Annotated in this window: 4 protein-coding genes; 1 reads left to right on the top strand and 3 read right to left on the bottom strand. The window is 74.7% G+C overall.

What is annotated here, in order from left to right; all coding sequences use genetic code 11:
• Window positions 1-338: 338 nt before the first annotated feature.
• The 3 genes from AOK18_RS24245 to AOK18_RS24235 form a co-directional block, all read right to left on the bottom strand.
• Window positions 339-1,274 (bottom strand): ABC transporter permease, encoded by a 936-nt coding sequence (locus AOK18_RS24245; RefSeq protein WP_240503299.1) that lies wholly within the window; start codon window positions 1,272-1,274, stop codon window positions 339-341.
• Window positions 1,271-3,928 (bottom strand): alpha/beta fold hydrolase, encoded by a 2,658-nt coding sequence (locus tag AOK18_RS24240; protein WP_055695710.1) that lies wholly within the window; start codon window positions 3,926-3,928, stop codon window positions 1,271-1,273. The genes AOK18_RS24245 and AOK18_RS24240 overlap by 4 nt, the downstream gene beginning before the upstream one ends.
• Before the next feature lie 181 nt (window positions 3,929-4,109).
• Window positions 4,110-4,520: a hypothetical protein gene (locus AOK18_RS24235; protein ID WP_055571627.1), complete on the bottom strand. Its 411-nt coding sequence runs from the start codon at window positions 4,518-4,520 to the stop codon at window positions 4,110-4,112.
• Between the two features lie 157 nt (window positions 4,521-4,677).
• Between AOK18_RS24235 and AOK18_RS24230 the strand changes: the two genes are divergently transcribed.
• Complete coding sequence (locus AOK18_RS24230) at window positions 4,678-5,670, top strand: helix-turn-helix domain-containing protein (protein ID WP_055695709.1); 993 nt, start codon at window positions 4,678-4,680, stop codon at window positions 5,668-5,670.
• Window positions 5,671-5,841 lie beyond the last annotated feature (171 nt).

Raw genomic sequence — 5,841 nt, 5'->3', positions numbered from 1 at the left:
TGCCGCCGTTCCCGCTCCCGCCGCCGCACGCGGTGAGCAGCAGGCCGCTCGCCGCCGTGAGCGCGACCAGGGCGGCCCGGAGGCGGCGTGCCCCCCGGCGCGTCCCGGCGCCTTCCCTTCGTACCGCCCTCGTCCCGTCCGTCGCCGGGTCCGTCGTCCGCTTCATCGTCCGTTCCCCCTGCTGCCGGTGGCGTCGACTTCCTGCGACTGTGACGCCGGAGTGGGGCGGAACGTGCGCTACGGGGCGTTGCGGACGGGTCTCGAAGCGGGCACGGAACCGGCCCGCCGAGACCGGCGGGTGACGTTCCGCCGGCCCGGGCCGGACCCGGGGCCCGCCGTCACGACACCACGTCCTTGCGGGCGAAGCCGCGGAAGGCCAGCGCGAACAGCACGAGCGCGTACGTCACCGAGACCGCGGTGCCCTGGATCATGCCGGACCACTGCGGGGTGGGCTGGACGGCGTCGGCCCAGGCGAACTGCCAGTGCGCGGGCAGGAAGTGCCGCCAGTCGCCGAGGGCGGTCACCGCGTCCAGGACGTTGCCGACGATGGTCAGGCCGACGGCGCCGCCGACCGCGCCCAGCGGGGCGTCGGTGCGGGTCGACAGCCAGAACGCGAGTCCGGCGGTGACCAGCTGGGACACGAAGATGTAGCCCACGACCACCACGAGCCGCTGGGCCGCCGTCGCGGGGTCGAGCGAACCGCCGGTGGGGATCTGCAGCGGGCCCCACCCGTAGGCGGCCGTGCCGACGAGGAGCGCGACCACCGGCAGCAGCACCATCGCGGCGAGGCTGAGTCCCAGGCCGACGACGAGCTTGGACCACAGCAGCCGCATCCTCGGCACCGGGGCGGCGAGGAGGTAGCGCAGCGAGGACCAGCCGGCCTCCGAGGCGACCGTGTCCCCGCAGAACAGGGCGACGGGGATGACGAGGAGGAAGCCGGCCGAGACGAACAGGTTGACGGCGGCGAAGTTGGCGCCGGACGCGGTGGCCGTGTCCATCAGGGTCACCCGGCCCTCGCGGCCCTCCGGCTCGCCCCCGATGGCGAAGGCGACGGCCAGCACGAACGGCAGGGCGGCGAGGATCGCGCCCATGACGAGGGTGCGGCGGCGCTTGAGCTGCCGGACCAGTTCGACCCGCAGCGGCAGCGTGCGGCCCGCGCGGTAGCCGTCGGCCGTCTCCACCGGCCGCTCCGGGCCCGCCGGCCGTCCGGAGCCGGTGACCCCGGCGGGCTCGGCGGGTCCCCCGGGCCCGGTCCGTGCGTCGAGCGCGCTCATGCGGGACCTCCGATCATCGTGAGGAAGGCGTCTTCGAGGCGGCGGTGCGGGCCGACCGACACCACCGGCACGTCCAGCCGCACCAGGTCGGCGACCAGGCGCGGGGCGGTGCCGTCGGCGTCGAGGCGGACCAGCAGCCCGTCGTCGGTGGGGACCGCCGAGGCGACGCCCGGCAGGGCGGCCACCTTCCCGGCGAGCGGTTCGTCCACGGGGGACGCGGTGCCGACGAGCAGGGTGTCGCCGGAGCCGACGATCTCGTGCACCGGACCGGCCTGGACCAGTTGCCCGCGGTCCATGACGACGAGGTGGGTGCAGGACTGCTCGACCTCGGAGAGCAGGTGGCTGGAGACGATCACCGTGCGCCCGCCGGCCGCGTACCGGATCATCACCTCGCGCATCTCGCGGATCTGGGGCGGGTCCAGGCCGTTGGTCGGTTCGTCCAGGATGAGCAGGTCCGGCAGGCCGAGCATGGCCTGGGCGATGGCGAGGCGCTGGCGCATGCCCTGGGAGTAGGTGCGCACCGCGCGGGCGAGGGCGTCGCCGAGGCCCGCGATCTCCAGGGCCTCCTCCATGCGGGAGTCCTGTGGCGGGCGGCCGGTGGCCCGCCAGTACAGTTCCAGGTTCTCCCGGCCGGACAGGTGCGGGAGGAAGCCCGCGCCCTCGACGAAGGCCCCGACCCGGGAGAGCACCGGCGCGCCGGGGCGGACGGCGTGGCCGAAGACGCGGATCTCGCCGTCGTCGGGCTTGATCAGGCCCATCAGCATGCGCAGGGTGGTGGTCTTGCCCGCGCCGTTCGGCCCGAGCAGGCCGAGGACCTGGCCCTTCTCCACGCGGAACGACAGGTCGCGTACGGCGTACCGGTCGGCGGAGCGGGCGTAGCGCTTGCTGAGGCCGGTGATCTGCAGCGGCACGCCGGCGAGCGCGGGGTCGGGGGGTGTGGCCGTGGTGCGGCGGCGGCCGGTGAGCACGAGGGCGAGGGCGGCGGCGGCTCCGGCGGCCGGCAGCCACCACACCCAGGAGGGCAGCGGTGCCGCGGCGGTGGCGACCTCGGGCGCGGTGGGCACGGTGAGGTCGCCCTTCAGGGAGACCGTGTACGTGGCCGGGGCGGCCGGGGAGGCGTAGCCGAGGTCGGTGGAGGCGAGGACGAGCCGCAGGCGGTGGCCCTGGCGGACTTCGTGGTCGACGGCCGGGAACGTGACGGTGACGTCCTTGCCCGCCCCGGCGTCCTCGATCCTCAGCGGCGTGACCAGTTGGGAGGGCAGTACCTGCCGGCGTCCGTCCGGGCCGACGTCGTACACCTTGCCGAAGAGGACGGCGTCGTCGCCGGTCGACTTCACGTGGACGGTGGCGGTCGGCGAGCCGGTGATCCGCAGGTCGCGGGTGACCGGGGCGGACTCGAAGCGGGCGTGCTGGCCGGGGAAGTCCAGGGAGACGCCGACGCCGAGGGAGGAGAGCTGGGAGAGGCCGCCGGCACCGCCGAGGCCGGGCAGGGCGGAGACGGCGGGCGGGCTGGCGCCGGCCGGGTTGGCGAAGCTCTGCTCGCGTCCGGTGAGCGGGATGTCCTTCCCGCCGCCGGTCAGGCCCGGGTAGCGGTCGGCGCTCGCGCCGCTCAGCACGGCCCGGCCGTCGGTGGAGTCGACGCCTCCGGTGCGGGTGACGCGGAAGGCGGGGCCGGTGTCGGCGCCCTCGTCGTCCTTCAGGTACCGGTCGAACCAGGCCCGGGTGCGGGCGCGGACGCGGTCCGCCTCCGGTTCCCCGCCGTCGTGTCCGCCGGCGATCCAGTCGACGTCGACCGGGGCGCCGTTCGCGCGGATCGCCTTCGCGGCGGCGTCGGCGTGGCCGAGCGGGAACAGCGAGTCGGACTGGCCCTGCATCAGCAGGGTCGGCACGTCGATGCGGTCGGCGACGGCGGACGGGGAGCGTTCCTCCAGGAGCGCGATCGCTTCCGCGTCCGGGGTGCCGGACTCGGCGACCCGTTCGTACATCCGGCACAGCGCGGGCTCGAACTTCTCGCAGCCGCCGCCGGAGTTGACGAAGATGCCCGCCCACAGCCTCTTGAACACGCCGTTCGGGAAGAGCGCTTCGGCGAGGTCGAAGTAGGTGATCGCGGGGGCGAGGGCGTCCACCCGGTCGTCGTGCCCGGCGGTCAGCAGGGCGATGGCGCCGCCGTAGGAGGCGCCGGCCATGCCGAGGCGCGGGTCGCCGTCCCCGTCCAGCGCGACCTCGGGCTGTTCGGCGAGCCAGTCGATGAGCCGGGAGACGTCGGCGACCTCGCCGTCCGGGTCGTTCAGCCCGATCTTCCCGGTGGACTTCCCGAAGCTGCGCGCGGACCAGGTGAGGACGGCGTACCCCTCGCGCGCGAGGTCCTCGGCCTGCTGCCGTACGTCGTCCTTGCTGCCGCCGAAGCCGTGCCCGAGCAGGACGGCGGGGCGGCGGCCGTCCGGGCCGGCGGTGAAGTACGAGGTGTCGATGCGCACTCCGCCGCCGGTCGCCACCGTCCGGTCGGCGCGGTCGACCGCGGGCGCCGGGTCGTCGGAGGCGACGGCGGTCCAGGTGCCGGCCCCGGCGAGCACGACGGCGGCGGCCACGGCGGCGGCGGTCCGTCGCGGCCGCCGTGACCGGAGCCACCGCGGGCGGGGCAGTCGAAGATCCATGCGTCAACCGTACGGGGTACGTCCGGGGGTCCGACGCCGCCCGGGGACCGAACCCGGGGACCTCCCGGCGGCGTACGCGGGGCCGGGCCGTACTGCGTCCGCAGTAGCGGCGGTGCCCGGTCCCGGCCGGGACGCGCCAAGGCCGCCCGCAGGGGCGGGCGGCCTCCGGACGGAGCGGGTGTCAGCACTGGTGGAAGCTGATGTGCCCGTCACCGTTCTCGTCGACCGAGTCGCCCCAGAAGTTGTCCTCCGAGGTCCAGCCGTAGGTGTCGGTGCCCGCGACCCGGACGTACCACCACGTGTTGCCGTAGGAGTTGTAGGTCCAGCAGTGGAGGTAGATCATGGAACCGCCGCCGGCCCACCCCGTGTTCCAGCATCCGGACTGGTAGGGCCCGCTCTTGAGGTTGACGCCGTAGTTCCAGTAGATGTACCCGCGTCCCTCCCCGTTGGCCTGGGGGGTCCAGCACTCCGCCTGCGGGGCGGCCTGTGCGGCCGGCGTGATCGCGGCGCTGACACCGAACGCCATGAGGACGGCGAGCAGGATGGTGACGGCCGCCCGGACCGGACGGCGCTGTGATGTGGTGCTCGACATGTGAGGACCCCTCCCCCTTGATGGCATGTACAGAGCAGATTAGAAAGAGGGGGCCGCCCCGTCATTGACGGAGCGCGCCGGGGGATTGACGATGCGCGCCCGGCACACTTCCCGGGGGCCGGCGATCCGCACGGTATGACCCAGGGGGGACGTCACCATGCGCGAAACCGTCTACAGCAACGACCACTTACCGGCCGCCGAGCGCTACGAGTGGTTCCGCGACCTGCTCCGGCAGACGTTCCTGCCGACCAATGTCACCAGCGAGGACGCCCACGACTTCCGCGTCTCCTTCAGGCACATCGACATGGGGGCCGCACGGGTCGACGTGCTCGACTACCCGTCACTGCACTCCAGGCGCACCCCGAAGCTGGTGCGCGCGGAGGACCTGGACGTCTACTGGCTGTGCCTGAACACGGGAGGCAGTCAGGGAGCATCCAGCGACCGACGCGAGGTGGCCCTGGCCCCCGGGGACCTGGTCCTCCTGGACATCGGCCGGGCGTTCGACACCTGGGCGCGCCCCGAGGGGTCCACGGCAGGAACCATTTCCGTGGCCCTCCCGCGCGAGGCGGTGGCGCTCCCGCGGCGGACCCTGGACCGCCTGGTGACCACCCGGCTGGACTGCGGCACGGGGACGGGGGCGCTGCTGGCCTCCTTCCTGCACCGCCTGGTCGCCGACACCCGCCCGTACGGACCGCACGACGGCGTACGCCTGGGTGGCGTGCTGACGGATCTCGCGGTGGCGACGCTGGCCCACCACGGCGACGCGGAGGGCGCGGTTCCGGCGGAGGTCCGCCGGCAGGTCCTGCTGACCGGCGTCCACGCCTTCATCGACCGCCACCTCGGTGCGCGGCAGCTCACCCCGGAGGCGATCGCCGCCGCCCACCACGTCTCCGTACGCCACCTGCACCGGCTCTTCCGTGAGCAGGGGACGACCGTGGGCGAGTGGATCCGCCGCCGGCGGCTGGAACGCTGCCGCCAGGACCTGCTCACCCCGGCCTGTGCGGAACTGAGCGTCCGGGCGATCGGAGCGCGCTGGGGTTTCCGGCACGCCTCGGAGTTCAGCAGGGCCTTCAGCGGCGCGTACGGCATGCCGCCCGGCGAGTACCGGCGGCGGGCGGGACGCGAGGGCCGGCGGCCCGGGGCGGCGTAGCCCTCCGGCCGGCCCGCCGGCGCCACGCGCGACGAGGGCCGGGGCGAACGAGCCGCCGGGGCGGGGCGGCCGGCGTGCCGTCACACGCGCCGCGGGCCTACGGGCCGGAGCCCTCGGACCGCTGCCTGCGGGCCGGATCCCTCGGGTCCATACCTCCGGCGCGGGGCCGTA

Source organism: Streptomyces prasinopilosus, assembly GCF_001419695.1.
Taxonomy (GTDB): Bacteria; Actinomycetota; Actinomycetes; order Streptomycetales; family Streptomycetaceae; genus Streptomyces; species Streptomyces prasinopilosus.
Note: the sequence above shows the minus strand (reverse complement) of the source record. Positions and strands in the feature narration are given on the sequence as shown.